Origin of the sequence: Blautia sp. HCN-20427 (assembly GCF_037890365.1) — a bacterium.
Lineage (GTDB): Bacteria > Bacillota > Clostridia > Lachnospirales > Lachnospiraceae > Blautia.
The window spans coordinates 119,745-137,425 of the sequence record NZ_JBBKBX010000003.1 but is presented as its reverse complement, the minus strand read 5'-3'; the positions used below and the strand labels follow the sequence as shown (position 1 = coordinate 137,425).

At 43.6% G+C, this 17,681-nt stretch carries 20 protein-coding genes and 3 tRNA genes; 7 read left to right on the top strand and 16 right to left on the bottom strand.

Annotated elements, in window-relative coordinates; translation table 11 throughout:
- Positions 1-57 precede the first annotated feature (57 nt).
- From rpsI to WKT17_RS02810, 3 genes are all read right to left on the bottom strand, one after another.
- A complete protein-coding gene (gene rpsI / locus WKT17_RS02820; protein ID WP_173748331.1) occupies positions 58-450 on the bottom strand; it encodes a 30S ribosomal protein S9 in 393 nt (130 codons plus the stop codon).
- 16 nt (positions 451-466) lie between these two features.
- Positions 467-895 carry a 50S ribosomal protein L13 gene (gene rplM, locus WKT17_RS02815; RefSeq protein WP_173748329.1) on the bottom strand — a complete coding sequence of 143 codons (429 nt, stop codon included), beginning with the start codon at positions 893-895 and terminating at the stop codon, positions 467-469.
- Between the two features lie 133 nt (positions 896-1,028).
- Positions 1,029-2,003 carry a GTP pyrophosphokinase gene (locus WKT17_RS02810; protein WP_173748327.1) on the bottom strand — a complete coding sequence of 325 codons (975 nt, stop codon included), beginning with the start codon at positions 2,001-2,003 and terminating at the stop codon, positions 1,029-1,031.
- A gap of 240 nt (positions 2,004-2,243) precedes the next feature.
- Between WKT17_RS02810 and trxA the strand changes: the two genes are divergently transcribed.
- Together trxA and trxB are read left to right on the top strand one after the other, a co-directional pair.
- A complete protein-coding gene (gene trxA, locus WKT17_RS02805; RefSeq protein WP_173748325.1) occupies positions 2,244-2,558 on the top strand; it encodes a thioredoxin in 315 nt (104 codons plus the stop codon).
- A gap of 15 nt (positions 2,559-2,573) precedes the next feature.
- A complete protein-coding gene (trxB, locus tag WKT17_RS02800) occupies positions 2,574-3,506 on the top strand; it encodes a thioredoxin-disulfide reductase (RefSeq protein ID WP_226853496.1) in 933 nt (310 codons plus the stop codon).
- Between the two features lie 46 nt (positions 3,507-3,552).
- Here trxB and glyA read toward each other — a convergent pair whose 3' ends face one another.
- Positions 3,553-4,791 (bottom strand): serine hydroxymethyltransferase, encoded by a 1,239-nt coding sequence (gene glyA, locus WKT17_RS02795; protein ID WP_173748323.1) that lies wholly within the window; start codon positions 4,789-4,791, stop codon positions 3,553-3,555.
- A gap of 85 nt (positions 4,792-4,876) precedes the next feature.
- Positions 4,877-4,949 (bottom strand) — tRNA-Phe (locus WKT17_RS02790).
- A gap of 245 nt (positions 4,950-5,194) precedes the next feature.
- Here WKT17_RS02790 and WKT17_RS02785 point away from each other — a divergent pair.
- The 4 genes from WKT17_RS02785 (at position 5,195) to WKT17_RS02770 (ending at position 7,608) form a co-directional block, all read left to right on the top strand.
- Positions 5,195-6,535, top strand: coding sequence for a MurT ligase domain-containing protein (locus tag WKT17_RS02785; protein ID WP_173748321.1), 1,341 nt, complete (start codon positions 5,195-5,197; stop codon positions 6,533-6,535).
- Complete coding sequence (locus WKT17_RS02780) at positions 6,532-7,254, top strand: type 1 glutamine amidotransferase (protein ID WP_173748319.1); 723 nt, start codon at positions 6,532-6,534, stop codon at positions 7,252-7,254. The genes WKT17_RS02785 and WKT17_RS02780 overlap by 4 nt, the downstream gene beginning before the upstream one ends.
- 207 nt (positions 7,255-7,461) lie before the next feature.
- Positions 7,462-7,532: transfer RNA gene (locus WKT17_RS02775), tRNA-Gly, on the top strand.
- Between the two features lie 3 nt (positions 7,533-7,535).
- Positions 7,536-7,608 (top strand) — tRNA-Gly (locus WKT17_RS02770).
- A gap of 72 nt (positions 7,609-7,680) precedes the next feature.
- Here the strand turns inward: WKT17_RS02770 and WKT17_RS02765 are convergent.
- From WKT17_RS02765 to WKT17_RS02735, 7 genes are all read right to left on the bottom strand, one after another.
- Entirely contained in the window at positions 7,681-9,114 is a 1,434-nt protein-coding gene (locus tag WKT17_RS02765; RefSeq protein WP_294462858.1) for a HAMP domain-containing sensor histidine kinase, read from the bottom strand.
- On the bottom strand, positions 9,105-9,791 hold the full coding sequence (locus WKT17_RS02760; RefSeq protein ID WP_173748315.1) for a response regulator transcription factor: 687 nt from the start codon (positions 9,789-9,791) through the stop codon (positions 9,105-9,107). Before WKT17_RS02760 ends, WKT17_RS02765 begins: the two co-directional genes overlap by 10 nt.
- Positions 9,788-10,549, bottom strand: a complete 762-nt coding sequence (locus WKT17_RS02755) for a lantibiotic immunity ABC transporter MutG family permease subunit (protein ID WP_173748313.1) — start codon at positions 10,547-10,549, stop codon at positions 9,788-9,790. Before WKT17_RS02755 ends, WKT17_RS02760 begins: the two co-directional genes overlap by 4 nt.
- Positions 10,546-11,325 (bottom strand): lantibiotic immunity ABC transporter MutE/EpiE family permease subunit, encoded by a 780-nt coding sequence (locus tag WKT17_RS02750; RefSeq protein ID WP_340271832.1) that lies wholly within the window; start codon positions 11,323-11,325, stop codon positions 10,546-10,548. Before WKT17_RS02750 ends, WKT17_RS02755 begins: the two co-directional genes overlap by 4 nt.
- Positions 11,312-12,025, bottom strand: a complete 714-nt coding sequence (locus tag WKT17_RS02745) for a lantibiotic protection ABC transporter ATP-binding protein (protein ID WP_291683006.1) — start codon at positions 12,023-12,025, stop codon at positions 11,312-11,314. Before WKT17_RS02745 ends, WKT17_RS02750 begins: the two co-directional genes overlap by 14 nt.
- Before the next feature lie 107 nt (positions 12,026-12,132).
- On the bottom strand, positions 12,133-13,383 hold the full coding sequence (locus WKT17_RS02740; protein ID WP_173748307.1) for a redoxin family protein: 1,251 nt from the start codon (positions 13,381-13,383) through the stop codon (positions 12,133-12,135).
- 98 nt (positions 13,384-13,481) lie between these two features.
- Positions 13,482-14,861: a C40 family peptidase gene (locus WKT17_RS02735; RefSeq protein WP_173748305.1), complete on the bottom strand. Its 1,380-nt coding sequence runs from the start codon at positions 14,859-14,861 to the stop codon at positions 13,482-13,484.
- Positions 14,862-15,241: 380 nt separating this feature from the next.
- Here WKT17_RS02735 and WKT17_RS02730 point away from each other — a divergent pair, with 380 nt between their 5' ends.
- Positions 15,242-15,646 (top strand): phosphate-starvation-inducible PsiE family protein, encoded by a 405-nt coding sequence (locus WKT17_RS02730; protein WP_173748303.1) that lies wholly within the window; start codon positions 15,242-15,244, stop codon positions 15,644-15,646.
- A gap of 88 nt (positions 15,647-15,734) precedes the next feature.
- Here WKT17_RS02730 and infA read toward each other — a convergent pair whose 3' ends face one another.
- The 4 genes from infA to WKT17_RS02710 are packed head-to-tail and all read right to left on the bottom strand — an operon-like array spanning position 15,735 to position 17,649.
- Positions 15,735-15,953 (bottom strand): translation initiation factor IF-1, encoded by a 219-nt coding sequence (gene infA / locus WKT17_RS02725; protein ID WP_003022750.1) that lies wholly within the window; start codon positions 15,951-15,953, stop codon positions 15,735-15,737.
- A gap of 3 nt (positions 15,954-15,956) precedes the next feature.
- Positions 15,957-16,235 (bottom strand): KOW domain-containing RNA-binding protein, encoded by a 279-nt coding sequence (locus tag WKT17_RS02720; protein ID WP_291683025.1) that lies wholly within the window; start codon positions 16,233-16,235, stop codon positions 15,957-15,959.
- A gap of 10 nt (positions 16,236-16,245) precedes the next feature.
- Positions 16,246-17,001, bottom strand: coding sequence for a type I methionyl aminopeptidase (map, locus tag WKT17_RS02715; RefSeq protein WP_173748299.1), 756 nt, complete (start codon positions 16,999-17,001; stop codon positions 16,246-16,248).
- 3 nt (positions 17,002-17,004) lie between these two features.
- Positions 17,005-17,649 carry an adenylate kinase gene (locus WKT17_RS02710; RefSeq protein ID WP_173748297.1) on the bottom strand — a complete coding sequence of 215 codons (645 nt, stop codon included), beginning with the start codon at positions 17,647-17,649 and terminating at the stop codon, positions 17,005-17,007.
- Positions 17,650-17,681: the final 32 nt, after the last annotated feature.

Sequence of the window (17,681 nt, the reverse complement as noted above, 5' to 3'; positions counted from 1 at the left end):
AGAAAAAGCCCGGAAATAGCGTATTTCCGGGCTTCTTTAACATTTTTAAGCTGTAGATTATCGCTTGCTGAACTGAGGAGCGCGACGAGCTGCTTTGAGACCGTATTTCTTTCTTTCTTTCATACGTGGGTCACGAGTTAAGAATCCAGCTGCTTTTAAAGCAGGTCTGTATTCGCTGTCAGCTTCCAGTAATGCTCTGGAGATACCATGACGAATTGCACCAGCCTGTCCTGTGAATCCACCACCATGAACGTTTACTAAAACATCGAATTTGTCAGCTGTTTCTGTCAGTGTTAATGGCTGACGAACAACAACTTTTAATGTTTCTAATCCAAAATATTCATCAATATCTCTTTTGTTGATTGTGATTTTACCTGTACCTGGTACTAAGTATACACGAGCTACAGATGATTTTCTTCTTCCTGTTCCATAGAATTTTGTACTAGCCACTGTGATTTACCTCCTATTAAAATGTTAATACTTCTGGTTTCTGAGCTGCATTTTTGTGCTCTGGTCCAGCGTATACATGTAATTTTTTAATCATGGATCTTCCTAATGGTCCTTTTGGAAGCATACCTTTAACAGCAAGCTCAATAACTTTTTCAGGTTTTTTATCCATCATCTCTTTTAATGTTGTTTCTTTCATACCGCCAACATATTCAGAGTGGTTGTAGTAAATCTTCTGATCCATCTTCTTGCCTGTAACTTTTACTTTCTCAGCGTTTACTACGATTACATAATCACCTGTGTCAACGTGAGGTGTGAAAACAGGTTTGTTTTTTCCTCTTAAAACTTTAGCAATTTCAGATGCAAGACGTCCTAATGTCTGTCCATCAGCATCAACAACATACCATTTTCTTTCAATCTTATCCGGATTAGCCATATAAGTGTTCATGGTTTTACCTCCTATTATCAACAATATAGAATATTTTCATCATCATAAATCAATTAAACCGGACGCCTTTGAACATACCATACCGGGGCTTTTGGCTAGGCATTTCCAATCCACGTCACATTGATTTATTATATTATAAGTAGAACTCTGTGTCAACAGATTTCTTCATATTAATAGAAATTTTTTGCTTTTCCTGCCATTGTCCTGTTCTTTCCCGTATGAGCATGGGAGTGCGGTCTTCGAGGTCTTTTTGTCCCAGGCACAATTCATTGCACACAAGCACCAGATTGTCCACCGTCAGGGGAATCCCCTCGGACAGACTGCTGGCAAAGAAACGCATGGGAATTTCCCTTGGAGAACGGTAGATTCGCTTCACCAGTTCCGTATCCTTCTGAAGAAATTCCAGCAGTGGCACCGAAATCCTTGGATTCTCAAAACGCAGGCGGTACTTATTCCGTATCATGGCTTCTATCTGCCTGTTTTTATAATTCTGATAAGCCAAACGCTCCAGAAGATTCACCATACTCCGGTCACATACCTCCAGCGTAGCATAAATTCCATTCAGTTCTCTGGAAAATTCATAGTGCTGCGCCCACTCTTCCTTGTGCTTATACCGCACGTCATGGTCTACCTCATGCCAACCCTCGGAAAAGGTGGTGCGAATCTGCACTTCAAAGGTCTTGTCAATGCGGTAATTGGTAAAAAGCTCCTCCGGGAATCGCTTTACAAATTCTTCCGGCATATGGCACACATAGTTCATACGCAGGGGATTAAATTCATTTACCTTTGGAATGTCTTCGTGGGAGTCCTTTTCGATGACAGAATAGGTGCTTTTCAACAGTTCCTTACAGATGGGAATATCGTCCATATAATACAGCACAATCCGAATTCCCGCGATATCCTGCAGCTTCTTATCCCGTTCCAGATACTCCTGCTTCTTCCACTCCAGCTTGTGCCAGACAGAACCTGCCTCCTTTACTCTGGCAAAAATCCGAAAATAAATTCCGCTTTTTTCTAATTTTTTCTGTATGGCATGTCCCAGCTCTTTTCCCAGGTTTTGGATTCCTTCCCGGTCCAAAAGTCCGGACAACTCTTCTATTTCTTTCATAAACTCTCCTCTTTTGCTGAAAACCTGTCGGCAATTACAGAGTTTCTCTGACTTAAACATTAGATTCTCTTCATTATATCAATTTCCACGGTCTTCGTAAATGTTTTTTCACTAAAATCGATGATTTTCTTTTACATAAAAGTGTGACTTTGTCACAGACTAACATCAATATTTATTTTATACTGCAAACATAGAAAACAAACACAAATTTAAAAATAAATCATAAAGGAGATTAAGATTATGGCAATTTTACACATAAACGAACAGGAATTTGAAAAAGAAGTACTAAAATCCGAAAAACCGGTGCTCTTAGATTTTTTTGCAACCTGGTGCGGCCCTTGCAAAATGCTGGGACAGGTACTGGAACAGCTTCAGGAAGAGCAGACAGACTATAAAATTGTGAAAGTAGACATCGACGAAAATCCGGAACTTACCAGAACCTGGAATGTCACAACCGTACCGTCACTGTTTTTCTTAAAGGACGGAGAAGTGAAGGATTCCGCTATCGGTTTTCTCCCGAAACCCGTTCTGGAGCAGAAATTAAAGGCTTTATAAAAAAGAGAAAGGCGAATGACTATGACAAAAGAATACGATTTCATCATCATCGGGGCGGGACCGGCAGGCATGACCGCCGCCGTCTACGCTTCCCGGGCAGGACTGAAAACCGCTCTTTTAGAGAGCGGTGCGCCGGGAGGCAAGCTGCTGAAAACCAATGAAATCAGCAACTGGCCCGGCATCCTGCAGGAACCCGGCTCTCAGCTTGCCATGGATATGTTCACACATTCCACCAGCTTCGGAGCTGTATACGAATACGGAAAAGTGGTTTCCATCACGGACGGTGAAAAAAAACAAGTAGTCTGCGAAGACGGAACTATTTTCGCAGCCCCGGCAGTCCTTGTGGCTACGGGAACGAAAGAACGCCTCATGAACATTCCCGGCGAACAGGAACATATCGGACGCGGTGTTTCCTACTGTGCTGTCTGTGACGGCGCTTTCTTCCGTGACCGGGAAGTAGCTGTCATCGGCGGCGGAAACTCAGCCCTTGAAGAAGCGGTTTATCTGACACAGTTTGCTTCTAAAGTCTATCTTATCATGCGCAGAGACGTCTTTCGAGCAGACAAAATCGCCGTAGATGCCGCAAAAGAAAATGCAAAAATTGAAATTATCCAAAAGGCTGTTCCTAAAGAGGTTCTTTCAGAAAACGGAAAAGTCAGCGGTCTGAAAATTGCAGATATCTCTTCCCAGGAAGAAAAAATATTGCCTGTTTCCGGTATTTTTCCTTATATTGGTGCAGACCCGGTAACTGATTTCTTAAAACCTCTGGGAGTGCTGGATGAACAGGGCTATATGCTGGTCGATGAATCTATGGAAACTTCCGTTCCCCTGCTTTACGGGGCCGGCGATGTATGCCAAAAAGTGCTGCGGCAGGTGGTAACCGCTGCCAATGACGGAGCCGTTGCGGCGCAGGACGCTTTTCACAAAATCAAACTGACCAACCACTGAGCATGCTTTGCAAAGACCGTTTTCAAAACTTCACACACAATTGGTTTTATGCATTCAATGGATATTTATCGGTCAGTTCTTTTACGATTTTCTTTGCTTCCTCTTTACGGCTTCTGTCTTTTACCATAATGGCAATAGCTTCTGCAATCTTATCCATATCCTCTTCGTTCATACCTCTTGAGGTTACGGCTGCGGTGCCCAGACGGACACCGCTGGTTACGAAAGGAGACTCCGGGTCATTGGGAATGGCATTTTTGTTGCAGGTAATATTCGCCTCATCTAAAAGATGTTCCATCTCTTTTCCTGTAACGCCTGTTCCTCTTAAATCCACCAGCATGAGATGATTTTCTGTCTTGCCGGACACAATCTGAATACCTCTCTTTAAAAGTCCCTCACACAGCGCCTTTGCATTCTTCACAATTCCCTGCTGATATTCTTTGTACTCTGGCTGCAGAGCTTCTTTAAAACAAACGGCTTTCGCGGCAATGACATGCATCAGGGGGCCTCCCTGAATACCAGGAAACACTGCTTTATTGAAATTAAACTGCTTTGCCACCTCATTGCTGCTCATAATCATACCGCCTCTTGGTCCCCGCAGCGTTTTGTGCGTAGTCGTAGTGGTCACATGGGCATAGGGAATGGGACTCGGATGCAGACCTGCTGCCACCAGACCGGCAATATGAGCAATATCTACCATAAGATAAGCGCCAACCTCGTCTGCGATTTCCCGGAATTTCTTGAAGTCAATGATTCTGCAGTAAGCGCTTGCCCCTGCAACAATCATCTTCGGCTTTGCTTCCATGGCAATTTTTCGTACCTCTTCATAATCAATGACACCCTCTTCGTTAACTCCATAAGGAACAATGTTAAAATATGCACCGGAAAAATTGGCCGGACTTCCATGGGAAAGATGACCGCCGTGAGCCAGATTCATCCCCATCACCGTGTCACCTGGTTTCAGCATAGCAAAGAAAACTGCCATATTGGCCTGTGCACCGGAATGGGGCTGCACATTGACATACTCGCACCCAAACAGTTCTTTTGCTCTTTCCATGGCAAGCTGCTCTATCTCATCTACACACTCACAGCCTCCATAATACCGCTTTCCCGGATAGCCTTCTGCATATTTGTTGGTGAGAGGGCTTCCCATAGCAGCCATCACGGCTTTACTCACCCAGTTTTCTGAGGCAATCAGCTCAATATGCGAATTCTGACGCTCTACCTCTTTGCAGATACAATCTGCAATTTCAGGGTCTGTGTTTCTGATTTCTTCCAATGAATACATCGTTTCCATCCTTCCTTTCTGCTTTATCATTCTTTATACCAAAGATATTTGTCTTCTACACAAAGACATTTTGGTTATAAAAAAATGCCCAGAGCCGGAATCGAACCAGCGACACGAGGATTTTCAGTCCTCTGCTCTACCAACTGAGCTATCTGGGCTTTTCGTATATTGCTGTCTTACAGCAACAAAGCAATCTTATCATATGCGCCGGGAAATTTCAACCATTTTTTCTCATTTTTCCGTTCTTTTTTGCGGAGTTTTTTCAAGGGATCGTTTTTTCCCCTATCTGCTGGCATTGATTTTAGTTGTACTCTCTCTCCAGTTTATGTATAATGAATCATGAAAAACCACAATACTATTCTCACAATTTATGTTGTGAAAAAGCAAAAGGAATGAATTGACTATGAATATACGAAGACTTTTCGCGGTGTGGAGCGCCCACATCATCAAAACCGCCTGCCGGCTCACAGGAAAGCAGGGAGTGACGCTGGCCGGAAAAGCGGCTCTTGCCATTTATCCGCCTATTCTCAAAGAACTGGCCAAAGAAGTAAAGCAGGAAATCTTTGTAGTCTGCGGCACCAATGGAAAGACAACCACTAACAACCTTCTGTCCTCTGTTTTGGAAGCCAATGGCAAAAAAGTGGTCTGCAACCGCACAGGTTCCAATATGTTAAACGGGGTAGTTTCTGCCTTTGTGCTAAATGCAGGATTTACGGGACATTTAAAAGCGGATTATGCCTGTATTGAAATTGACGAAGCCTCTACAGTACGCGTATTCCCTCATTTTCAGCCGGACTACATGGTGCTCACCAACCTGTTTCGGGATCAGCTGGACCGGTACGGGGAAATTGACATTACCATGAATCTGTTGTCAAAAGCCATGAAAATGGCCCCAAAAATGAAGCTTTTATTTAATGCAGACGATTCTCTCTCCTCCTACCTGGCTCTGGAAAACGAAAACGCCCGGGTATCCTATGGCATCAGCCGCCCGGTGCTTGCAGAAGAAAACAGCCGGGAAATACGGGAGGGACAGTTCTGCAAATGCTGCGGAGCGAAAATGCAGTACAACTTTTATCACTACAGCCAGCTGGGCGATTACTACTGTTCCAAATGCGGCTTTAAACGCCCCATACCGGATTACGATGGAGAAAACATTTCTCTTTCCAATGGCATTGCCTTTGATGTAAAGGATTTTCATATTAAAACCAATTACCGGGGCTTTTATAATGTATACAATATTCTGGCAGTATATGCTGCTGCTTCTGTGGCAGGCATTCCTCTGGACAATTTTAATAAAATTCTGGGGGACTACACCCCACAGTTCGGCAGAAACGAATTGTTCCAGATTAGAGGAACCAAGGTCATGCTGAATCTGGCAAAAAATCCGGCAGGTTTTAACCAGAACATTTCCGCAGTGATGACAGACCAAACACCAAAAGACATTATCATTCTCATTAACGACAACAGTCAGGACGGCACAGACGTTTCCTGGCTCTGGGATGTGGACTTTGACCGATTAAAAGATACCCATGCGGCTTCTATCACGGTCTGCGGTATCCGTTTCCGGGACATGCAGCTTCGTTTGAAATATGTGGACATTCCCTGCGAGGCAGAATCGGACATTGAAAAAGCCATTTCCGCCAAAATCGAAAACGGTGTGAAAAATTTATACGTTCTGGTAAACTATACGGGACTTTACACCACACACAATATTTTGAAGAAAATGGAGGGCAGAAAATCATGAAACTTACTATCGGGCATCTATATCCTGACCTTCTGAATCTGTACGGAGACCGTGGAAACATTCAGTGCATGATGAAACGCTGTGAGTGGAGAGGCATTGAAGCGGAAACCATAGAATTCGCCCTGGAGGATTCTGTAAATTTCTCTTCCCTGGACATTGTGCTGCTGGGCGGTGGTTCTGACCGGGAGCAGATGATTGTGTGCAGTAAACTGCGAAGTATTCAGGAAAATTTTAAATCCTATGTCGAAGACGGCGGCAGTGTTCTAGCTGTCTGTGGCGGCTATCAGCTTCTTGGGCATTATTACAAAACCGAGGAAGGTACCATTGAAGGACTTGCCCTTGTGGATTTGTACACAGAACAGGGCAGCCCAAGACTCATTGACAACATTGTTCTGGAAAATCCGGATTTCGCCCTTCCCATTGTGGGCTTTGAAAATCATGGAGGACGGACATACATCGGAGACAACAAACCTCTTGGAAACGTGCTCTACGGACACGGAAATAACGGAGAAGACGGCTGTGAAGGCGTTCTCTACAAAAACGTCGTGGGAACTTATCTCCATGGCCCCCTTCTGCCAAAAAATCCCCATCTGTGCGATTACCTGCTTTCCAATGCACTGAAACGGAAATACGGAACTGCAGAACTGTCTCCTCTGGATGACAGCCAGGAGGAAGCGGCTAACCGCTATATCTATGAACGGTTTGTAAAGCAACCGTAATTTATGCTGAGTCCTGTAAAATAAAAAATCATATACGGAAAACAGGCGGCATTCTTCCTCCGAGAGGCCGTCTGTTTTTTAAATTATATGTATTATATACACTTTTTGAAAAATTCAAAAATTTTTTTCAAAAAAGTGTTGACATTTGTTTCTTCCTGGTGTATGATAAACAAGTCTTAAGCGAGCAAGACAAAAACAAAATAACCTGCGGGTGTAGTTCAGTGGTAGAACACCAGCCTTCCAAGCTGGATATGTGGGTTCGATTCCCATCACCCGCTTATGCGCGAGTGGCTCAGTTGGTGGAGCGCGACCTTGCCAAGGTCGAGGCCGCGGGTTCGAGTCCCGTCTCGCGCTTTTTTTATTTCTTAAAAACCGGTCATTGGAACAAATTTCCTATGACCGGTTTTTTCATTTATGAAAAAGCAGCTACTTCCACCTGTGCCAGACTTTCACCCAGGCACCTCCGCTCTCTCTGTTCCCAATTTCCACCGAACCGCCCAGCACCTGAGAAAGCCGCCAAACAATATACAACCCCAAACCGGAATGTGCCCCTTCGCTGGAACGTGCTTCATCTCCGCGATAAAATTTTTCCATGGCTTTTTCCATATCCTTCAAGGTAAATCCTTTTCCCGTATCTTCAATAAAATAAAAAATACATTCCTCATCTGCCTCTGCCCTTATTTCAATCCGTCCTCCCAAAGGCGTATACGCGATGCTGTTGGACACCACATTGTCCAGAATCCTTTCCAGTTTCTTTTTATCTGTTTCTATCCGCGCTGGCAAAGTCTCTGAAAAAACAAGCTGTATGGAAATTTGTTTCTCCCTTGCCTGTATTTCATAGTCTTTTTGTTTTTTCCAGAGGAACTCCCGCAAGTCCACCTGATTTTGGTCTATGTGAATGTCGGGAGAGGTAATCTCCGAAGTATACTGCATTTGTTTCACCAAAGAAATACTCTTTTCTATGTTTTCTTCAATGACTGAAAGGTATGCGCTCTGCTCCTGATCTATCTCCGTATCATCTTCCATAGCTTCTGTATAAGCCTTAATAATAGAGAGGGGCGATTTCAAATCATGGGCCAGCGCTTCTACCGTCTCTGTCCGCTCCTGCTCCATCTTCCATTGACGGGACAGAGATTTTTTTAATTCCTCCTGCATGGAAGAGAAGGCTCTGCATAATTGCCCCAATTCATTGTCTGCTGCATAGGAAATCTCGAAATTCAGATTTTTCCGCTCTATCTGCCGGGCTCCTTCTTCCAGCATACGCAATGGCTTCGTCAGATTCCCTGCAAATCTTCTGGAAAAGAGTGCGGTAAACAAAATCATATAGAAAAAAGGACAGCTCAAAACGCAAAACAGCGCTATACTTATCCAGGCTTTCCCACTGTTTACCACAGACAGACGCAAGCCATAAACAAGCGCTACCGCACCATCGATTTTTCCGGCGCTGTCAATCACAGGCACAATATACACATAATGATTTCCCACTTTTGCCGTTGTATTTATTTTCTCATACATCTCTTCTTCCGAAGAAAAAATCGTTTCTTCATAAGTGCCATACAAAAACTTGCCCTGACGGTCTACTGCCTGATAAAAAAAGTCTTCTCCCTGCACCAGTTTATTCAGTTCCTCTTGCTGCACCGCCGACATTCCGCTCTTTTGCTGTCTTTGCAGATACTCCTCAATCTCAGGTATCTGCTGTTCATAATAATTTTCCGGATAAATACTGCCTGTTCCCTCTGCAAACAAAAACACAAAAACGGCCAGCACATACGTCAAAACCGAAGTCAAAATCGTAGAGACAAGAATTTCCACAAGATTCATACGAAATTGAGCAACAATCGACATTTTTTTCAGTTCCATTTATATCCAATCCCCCATACTGTGGAAATATACTGTATTCCGGATTCCGCTTCAGCAAATTTTCCCCGGATTTTTTTAATCCGTTCTACCACCGTTGTATTATCTCCGGTTCCATCATATCCCCATACGCATTCGTATATCTGTTCTTTGGTGAATACCTGCCCTGCATGAAGGGCCAGAAATTCCACAATGTCATACTCGGTTCTGGTAAGAGGAATTTCTTTTTCTCCAATCCGAACACTCCTCCCCTGCATATCCAGCGTGAGATTTCCGAAGTACAGTCTGGTGCGCTTTCTTTCTACCTGTATACACTGCATACGTTGTTCCCTGCGTAGATTTGCCTCGATTTTTGCCATCAATTCCCGTATACCAAAGGGTTTCGTAATATAATCATCTCCCCCAAGGGCAAAACCTTTGAGTTTATCTGACTCCGACTGCCTTGCACTCAGAAACAGAATGGGACAATACACCCGTTCCCGGATACTGCGGCATACTTCAAATCCATTCATTTTGGGCATCATGATATCCAAAAGAATCAAATCCGGAAAATGTGCCGCCAATTTCATACCTTCTTCACCATCCTTAGCCGTCAAAACCTCATGACCGTTTTTCTTCAATTTTTTATCCAGAAGAGAAACTAAATCTTTCTCATCATCAATTATCAAAATTCTACTCAACGGTTTCCACCTCGTCCTTCCCATTTTTCAAACCAGAGCATGCTCCCTGCCAGAATAAGCACACTAAGCACGAGACTCAATGCAAAGGCCAGTACAAAGGGTTTTTCTGCTTCTGTGCGCATATTCTCCGGAAACATAGAAAAGGCCATAGGAAACATCGCCATTTTCACCGGATAAGTCCACGGAACCGCATACCAGATATGGTCTCCCAAAGATGTGCTCCCCAGAAGAACTGCCAGCAGTAAGCCGCAAATCCCAACTCCCACAGAAGCTCCCATGCCAAATGCGAAACTTATCCACAAATGAACTGCTAAAACGGGGAGCACTCCACATACGGCCAAACAAGCAGCCGTCAAAAACAGCCCCACTCCCCTTTCCTTCTGCAAAAGAAAACACAGCCCTGTACTGATTATCAGTGTAGTCAAAAAGGTACTGCCTGTCAAGAAAACCAATGCTGCTGAAAATTTTCCCAGATATAAACTGCTTCTCTTTCTACTGCACTGCAGCAATCCATAAAAATTTCCTGCCTCTTCCTCCTCATGAACCAGAATACCTGTCAAAATTCCCACACCTAATGGGAGAAGCACCGCAGACCATATAAGAAAAAATCCCTGGTAAAAAAAGGCCAGCGAAAAACTGTTTTTCCTGTAGGCCGCATATCCCAGAACTGCCAAAGAGCAAAACAAAGGTATCAGAAGTACCAGCCTGTGAAGGATGGTGTGTCTGGTTTTCATCCATTCAGCTACAAAGATTCTCATGCCACCTCCCTCCTCTCAAAGCAAATTCCCGTAAGAAGTGTAAGTACCAAAAATATTCCCAAAGAAAGGACGGTTCCTGCCCAAATAACAGAAGCATTTCGCAGGGGACTATCCGGCGAAAGCAGCACGCCATTGGGATGTACCCCAATAATCGGGCACATAAGTCTCACAGGCCAGCTCCACGGACAAAATACCCAGTATTTTTCAGGTGCCAAAAACACCCCCGCAAACATTCCCGCAAATCCCATACCAAGGCTTACGGACATTCCACCTGCTGCCGCTGCCCAAAGCTGTATGGGAATCAGCGCGAGAGAAGTCAGCCAGCAAAGAAGAGCGCCCGCCACAATACGTGCAAAAGGCATAATTCCCTGCGCTGTGAAAAATCCTGTCACCACCGTCACCAATATGAGCACCAGGGAAGAAAACAGAGAATAAACCGCCATTCCGCCGATTTTCGCGATCCACTGCCGTCTTGGTGGGTTTGCGTGAATCTGCAGCACGCGCCAGTTTCCGGCCCGCTTTTCCTGCCAGGCCACTAATGTTCCAAAAAGTCCCATACCAAGGGGCATAAACAGAAAAGACCACCAGTTGAAAACCAGTGCCAAAAACACAGCCCAGCTTGTTCCTGTATATGCCATTTTCTGGGCCTGTGAACTATTTTCCATAATCATGCCAATGACAAAGGCATAAACAGCAAAGAACAAAGGAATCCACACAATTAGTTTTCCGGTAAATGTTCTGCGATATTTTAAAAGTTCTGCTTTAAGCTCTTTCATGGTTCTTTCCCCCTTTTAAAATGACTTCGTTAAAAAACTGTTCCAGATTCTCCTGCGTATCCGGCACACCTTGAAACAATAAGCGTCCCTGGCTGATAATACCAATTTCATCCACGACTTGAGATACCTCAGATAAAATATGGCTGGACAGAATCACCGTGATTCCCTGCCGTCCGAAAGAAGCTATCATCTCCCGCAGTTCCTGTATGCCAAAAGGGTCAAGTCCATTGGTGGGCTCATCCAAAATCAACAATCTGGGATGATTTAACAAAGCAATTGCTATCCCCATACGCTGCTTCATCCCCATAGAAAACTGGGCAGTTCTCTTTTTCCCTGTATCTTTTAAATCCACAATCTCAAGCACTTCCTCTATCCGTTCCTTTGGCAGCCCCATTAAAGTCGCATGTATCCCAAGATTCTCTCTTGCCGTCAGATTTCCATAAAGTGCTGGTGCTTCTATCAGAGCCCCAATCTCAGAAAGCATTTCTCTTTTCCATATCTTTCCGTCAAAAATCACCGCTCCACTGTCTGGCCTCAGAATCCCAGTAAGCATTTTGAGTGTTGTAGACTTTCCGGCCCCATTCGGCCCCAAAAGTCCATAAACACCATTTCTTGGAATCTTCAAAGAAATATCGCTGACAGCCTGCTGTCCTTTATAACTTTTTGTTAAATGTCTGGTCTCCAAAATCCAATCCTTCATAATATAAAATCCTTTCTGTAAATAGCTTTATTTCCTATTTACAGAAAGGATTCTAACACAGAAAAATAACCAAACCATAACAATGGAATTTTTTCTGCAAAACTTCTCTATTCTCTTTTCCCTTCCACCGTCTGCCGGATAATGCTTCGCATCATATCCTCGCTTAACTGTCCGCTGGCATATCCGAACACGTTTCCCTCCTTGTCAATCATAAACGTCGTAGGAAAAGAACTGATTCCATAAGCCATAAACATTTCTCCCGTGGTATCCATAACTACCGGGTAAGTATATCCCATTTCCTCCAAAAAGGCTGTTATGCCCTCCTGGGACTGCTCCTGCCCCCAGTTTGGCGCCGCGATTCCCAGAATCACCAGGCTGTCATCTCCTTTTTCCTGATATTCCTCATAAATTTTCTGAATATCAGGCATTTCCGCTTTACAGGGGGGACACCAGGTTGCCCAGAAATTCAAAAACACGGTTTTCCCTTTATATTCTGAAAGGGTGTGGGTATTGCCATACTGGTCTTTCAGCGTAAAATCTACAGCCGGTGTAACAGTTTCTTCTGTACCTGCAGATGTATTCTCTTCTTCTGTCTTACTCTCCTCTTTTTCCTGAACCGTATCTGCCGGCACTCCGGACAAATATCCGGTAACGGAATTCATCTTTCCGGTAAACATCAAAACTCCCATGAGAACCATCAAAACACCGCCCGCTTTCACAGTATAGCGCACGGCCTTCCCGTGACTTTTAAAAAATTCCAGGACTGTGGAGGTGAAAAGTCCCACAGCCAGAAACGGAAGTACAAATCCTACTGTGTACACACCAATAAGCAGAAATCCCATGCCACGGGTACTGGCAGAAGCTGCCATAAGCAAAACACTGGTAAGCGCCGGTCCCACACAGGGCGTCCAGGCAAAGCTGAAGGTAAATCCCATAAGCAGCGCCGTTATGGGGGACATGGCCAATACGTTCAGCTTCAGAGGCAGCCTTCGCTCATTTCCCAGAATCTTGCTGCTCCCAAATACCCCTAACTGATACAGCCCCAGAAACACTACCAGAATCCCGCCGATTCTGGCAAACAAAGCCTGGTTGCTCTTAAAAAATTCTCCCATAGCAGAAAATCCCAGCCCCAGAAGAAAAAAGGCAAAACTGACGCCGATTACAAAACAAAAGGTATGCAGCATCACCTTGCTCTTTTTATAATGCATTTTCCCGTCTTCGCCCATGGTGCCTGTTCCACCTGACAAATAGCCGATATACAGGGGAATCAGGGGAAGAATACAGGGAGAGAAAAAGCTGATAAGTCCTTGCAGAAACACCGTGAAAACCGGCACACTGACATCTAAAGAAAATCCCATATTTTACCTCTTTCTTTCAAAAAAAGAGCAATTCCCGTGTTGAATTCAACAAAAGAACTGCTCTCTATTTTTATGTATTCTTTTCTTCTATCTTCTAATTACTGCACAATACGTCTAACTGCGATATAAGAACGATATAACGCGTTCGCTGTATATTTAATACCACCCTTTGGATACGGAGCGCTGTTGGAAGCATGTACGATTCCGCCATCTCCTGTAAGGATTGCCACATGTCCAGGATATACAATAATATCACCTGCACGAGATTCAGAATAATCAATTCCTACACCAGAATTTGCCTGTGCATCACTTGTACGCGGAAGGCTGTATCCGAAGTGCGCAAATATCTGCTGTGTAAATCCGGAACAGTCAATACCGTTTGTCAGACTGTTTCCGCCATATACATACGGATTACCGATAAACTGTTTTGCATAAGCTACAACCGCTGCGCCTGTGCTGCTGTCATAGGACGGTGCAGAAGAAGAGTTATCTTCCTGTGTGCTTCCGCTGTTACTGCTTCCTGCATCTGTATCCGGTGTTGTATCTGTATTGGTATTTCCACTGTTTGTGTTTTCACTGCTATCGTTGCTGCTGTCATCTGTAGAAGATGTATTGTTATTGTTATTATTATTGTTGCTTGTACCACCATTGTTGTTTGTTGTAGTACCGCCTGTAACAGCATTTCCTGTATTTGTGTTGCTCTGCTGTGTTTTCTTCTTAGCCGCTTCCTGTGCTGCTTTTGCTGCTGCCGCTTCCTGTTCCTGAATTTTCTTCAGTTCTGCGTTCTGCTGTTCAATCAAGTTTTTGTATTCCTGAGCCTGTGCTCTTGCAGACGCAATCTGTGCTTCATAATCTTCTGCGTTTGCTTTTAAGTTGTCCACTTTCGTCTGAAGAGAAGCTTTCATGCCTTCCTGCTCATTTTTAGCAGTTTCCAACTCTGCTTTCTCGCCTTCCAGCTTTTCTTCCAGGTCAGTCACTTCCTGAACAATATCTTTCATTTTCTGTAATTCATCTCTGTCGTAAGCATACATCTTCTCTGTATTTTCTGCTTTCGCCAGCATAGACGCAATACTGTCAGACTCTAATAAAATCTGTGCCCATGTATCATTGCCGCCGTTTTCATACATGTACTGAATTCTCAGCTTCATAGCTTCGTACTGTTCGTCACGGTCAGCTTCTGCCTTCTTAAGGTCTTCTTTTGTTTTTTCAATGTCAGCTTCTTTTTCTTTAATATCCTCATCAAGAATTTCAATCTGTGAAATAACACTTACCAATTCCTGCTGAGTGGAATCAATCTGTCCCATTAATGCATTCTTTTTGCTTTCCAAACTACTTGCCTTTGACTCAGCCTCTGACAATTTACTCTGTGTTGCAGACTTCTCGGCCTGTAAATCATCTTTTCTTGCAGCTGATACAGGCATCACCTGTGCCGCTGTCATAGCAAAAATCAGTGACAGACATAATAATCTTTTTTTCATACTTTTATGTACCTCTCCAAAATTAATTTTTACACTCCGTCAAAATTCTGTAACATTTTCGAAACATTTTTCAAACTTCCTGTATATAATATCATAGAAACGGGTGTTTTGCAAGTAAAAACTTGGATTTTTTTAAGTTTTTGTTACAGATAATCCGCTATTTTACCATCTTTTTCCATTTCTTAAACTCTGATTTTTTTCTGCTTTTCCTGTGTTTTTACGGTTTTCACGGAAGAATCTACGGAACTTCTGCCGGAAATTTTCCCAACTTTTCATATTTTTCTTCGTTTTCTCTCTTTCTTATGGTATGATAAATCTATCAATTATTACAAATTCATTTCAACTCAAAACTATCAGAAAGGAGAGCTTTTGCCTCGGATATGAAACGAAAACTGAATGAAATCATCTATACGGTTTCCCGCTATACGGAAATTCTGTTGTCTGCAGTCATACTGCTTGTAATTGTGATACTTATCATTCCCATGGTACATAATTTTATCACAATTCCTCTTCTGGAAATCACTGCTGAGCAGTTTACCGCATTTCTTGGCGATGCGCTTACACTTCTTATCGGTGTGGAGTTCGTAAAAATGCTGGCCAAACACACGGCAGAAAACCTGCTGGAAGTTCTGATGTTTGCTATCGCCAGGCAGATGGTTGTGGAACATCTGAATATGACGGAAACCCTTATAGGCGTTGTGGCCATTGCCGTTATTTTTTCCATACGCAAATTCTTATTGCTGAAAACCAGTGACAGTGCAGAAAAGATGTACGACAAACTATAAGTCCATGAAACAGCAAAAGGCGGCGCTTCTGCCTGCAGCACAGAAATTGTGTCTGCAGCCAAAAGCGCCGCCCCCTCTTTTTTCGTTTTTATTTATCTCTCCAGATAATTCTTCCTTTGCTCAAATCGTATGGGGACATCTCAATGGTCACCTTATCTCCCGGAAGAATACGGATAAAATTCATTCTCAGCTTTCCGCTGATGTGTGCTAAAATCACATGTTTGTTTTCCAGCTCTACTTTGAACATAGCGTTAGGTAATTTTTCTAACACAGTTCCTTCTACTTCAATAACGTCTGCCTTTGACATAAATTAAACCTCCTGCTGATTCTTTTCATAATCTTTAATGGCTTTTCTGATATCTTCATCCCGCAGTTCTTCGCCTTTTTCCATTTTTTCCTGAAGAAGGGCGGGTATTCTGTAAATAATCTGAATGTGCTTTCTTCTCTTTTTTTTCTGCTTATCCAGGGTCCGGCACCGGCCGTCTGCCAGAGACACAAACTCTTCCTCTGCCTGCATAACTACAAACAGTTTTCCGGTATCGTGCCCTGCCTTGGAACGGGCCAGCATGCCTTTTACAAATGCTCTCATAGAACCTCCCTTATTTACTCAGGGTGAGAATTTCAGGTTCACCTTCGGTAATGAGAATGGTGTTCTCGTAATGTGCGGATAAAGAACCGTCCTCGGTTACTACGGTCCAGTCATCATCCAGCCACTCTACATCGGCTCTGCCCTGATTAATCATAGGCTCAATCGCCAGAGTCATTCCCGGAACCAGACGGATTCCTCTGCGTCTCTGGGGAAAATTAGGAATCTGAGGATCTTCATGAAGATGAGTTCCGATTCCGTGTCCTACCAGGTCGCGAACTACACCATAGCCGAATTTTTCTGCATAACCGCCGATAGCAGAAGAGATATCATTCAAATGATTTCCGGCTTTCGCATATTTCATGCCCTCGAAAAAGCTCTGCTTCGTCACATCCATCAGCTTCTGCGCTTCCGGTGAAATCTGTCCCACTGCATGGGTACGGGCTGCATCAGAATGGTATCCTTTGTAAATCAGACCTGCATCCAGACTTACAATATCTCCTTCCTGCAGAATCCGGTTCTTTTTCGGGATTCCATGTACAACCTCATCATTGACAGATACACAGATGGAAGCAGGGTATCCATTATAATTTAAAAAGTTAGGGGTACAGCCCAGACTTCGGATTAATTTTTCTCCAAGCCGGTCAATATCCAGAGTACTGATTCCCGGCTTAATAAAAGCGCCCAGTTCATCGTGCACTTTTTCCAGAAGTCTTCCGGCTTCTCTCATTAATTCTATCTCTCTGGCAGTTTTTATTGTTACTGACATCTTTTACTCTCCTAACACGCTGACAATCGCCTGAAAAACATCTTCCATATCAACGGTGCCGTCTACTTCTTTCAGCACGCCGGCCTTTGCATAATATTCAATCAAAGGCTGTGTCTGGTCATGGTATACTCCCAGACGTTTCAGTACTGTCTCTGGCTGGTCATCTTCTCTGAGCACCAGCTTTTCGCCGCAGACATCACAGATATCTTCTGTTTTCGGCGCATTGTATTTGATATGATAAGTTGCGCCGCAGCCTACGCAGGCTCTGCGTCCTGACATACGGTTTACAATATTTTCATCAGGAACTTCTACGTTAATGGCAAAATCCACTTTTTCTCCCATTTTTGCCAGTGCTGCATCCAGACTCTCTGCCTGCGGAATGGTTCTTGGAAAACCATCCAGAATGTATCCATTTTTGCAGTCTTCCTGCTGTACACGGTCAATGACCAAATCCACAGTCAGTTCATCCGGAACCAAAAGCCCCTTATCCATGTAAGTTTTTGCTTTTTTCCCTAATTCTGTATTGTTCTTAATGTTGGCTCTGAAAATATCTCCTGTAGAGATATGAGGAATTTCATACTTTTTGGCAATTTTCTTTGCCTGTGTACCTTTTCCTGCTCCCGGAGCGCCTAACATAATAATTTTCATACCCTTACCCCTTTCAAAAAGATACTTCGCTT